Origin of the sequence: Pseudomonas inefficax, assembly GCF_900277125.1 — a bacterium.
Taxonomy (GTDB): Bacteria; Pseudomonadota; Gammaproteobacteria; order Pseudomonadales; family Pseudomonadaceae; genus Aquipseudomonas; species Aquipseudomonas inefficax.
Genome location: NZ_OPYN01000129.1, coordinates 1 through 1,393 on the forward strand (window position 1 = coordinate 1; position 1,393 = coordinate 1,393).

2 protein-coding genes and 1 pseudogene are annotated in these 1,393 nt (G+C 61.1%); all 3 read right to left on the reverse strand.

Annotated features, from left to right (window positions below; all coding sequences use genetic code 11):
• The coding region (locus JV551A3_RS15070) for a transporter substrate-binding domain-containing protein (RefSeq protein WP_133978872.1) at positions 1 to 460 on the reverse strand (460 nt) is incomplete at its 3' end.
• 13 nt (positions 461 to 473) lie between these two features.
• Entirely contained in the window at positions 474 to 1,088 is a 615-nt protein-coding gene (locus tag JV551A3_RS15075) for a response regulator transcription factor (protein WP_133978873.1), read from the reverse strand.
• 219 nt (positions 1,089 to 1,307) lie between these two features.
• Positions 1,308 to 1,393 (reverse strand): annotated as a pseudogene (locus JV551A3_RS31245) (DUF1272 domain-containing protein); the annotation flags it as partial.

Here is a 1,393-nt window from a genome sequence, read left to right on the forward strand (position 1 = left end):
TCTTCAAGCTGCGCCCCTCGCGGGTGACGATGACCGGCAGATCGTCGGCGTAGCTTGCACTGAGGCTGAGCTGGGCATCCGCCGCCTCGAAGGCATTGGAGCTGCCGAGCAGGTCGATACGGCCGTCGCGTAGCGCAGCGATGGCTTCGTGGCGGCTGTCGAAGCGTCGCACTTCGATGCTGATGCCTAGCTGTTCGGCAATGATGCCCGCGTAATCGGCGCTGAGGCCTTCGTAGTCGCGTTGGCTGACATTGATTTCCAACGGAGGGTAATCCGGGCGCGAACTGCCTAGCACCAGGTGCTGTCGCCGCTGTAACCATTGCCGGTCTTCGTTGGATAGCGCCAGCGGTGCGGCGGCACTGACCGAGCGGGCGAGCAGCTGGCGGGGTTCGCTATCGGCCAGCGCGCAGGAGCTGGCCAGGCCGATGGCCAGGAGGGCGCTTGCCAGCATTCGCTTCATTGCCACCGAGCGCTCAGTTGACGTTGTTGCGCTTGGCCAGGTCGACCATTTCAACCAGCGATTCGGTCTTGAGCTTTTCCATGATGCGGCCCCGGTAAGTGCTGATGGTCTTGGCGCTGAGGTTCATGCAGGTGCCGATATTCTTGTTGTTCTCGCCGCGCGCCAGGCGCCGCAGCACTTCCATTTCCCGGTTGGACAGGCTGGCTAGGCGCACTGGTTCGCTTTCCAGCGAGTTGCTGTTGACCGACATCTGCGGGAAGGTCGAATAGCCCTTGACCAGGGCCTTCATGGCAAACACCACCGCCTCGAGGTCTTCTCCCTTGGTGACGAAACCGCCGATGCCGGCATCCAGGCAGCGCCGCACGTACAGGTCGGAGGCCTGGCCGGTCAACACCAGGATCTTGGGGGCCGACTCCAGGCATTGCAGGCGCTTGATCACTTCCATGCCATCCAGGCCGGGCAGGCCGATGTCGAGAATCACCACATCCGGGCGCAGGTCGCGGGCCACCTGCGCCACCTCGCTGCCATTGCCGACCTCGCCGACGACACGGAAGCGCTCGCGTTCGAGCAAGATGCGCAAGGATAGTCGCACGATTGGGTGGTCGTCGACGATCAGCACGGTAGTCATGAAGAAACTCCTGTCAGGATGTGGTCCGCTTCCTGGATCACTCAGGAATACGTCTGCAAGTGGGGTTATCGGAAGCGCTGCACGATACGACCATTCCCGGAATTTGGTAATGCCGAGTATATAAGTGTTGAAAGTCTCCGTGCTTATTGTTGAAAAATCCTACAAAAAACGGGAAGACATCGCCCTGGCAAAGCGGCAATGTCTGTTTTGTGAATTAGCTTACGCGCAGGCGGAATGCGATTTGTTCACGCGCTGGGTCGAGGCGGGGTTGTTGGCCAGCGCCTGGCCGACCCGTGTCGGGCGTG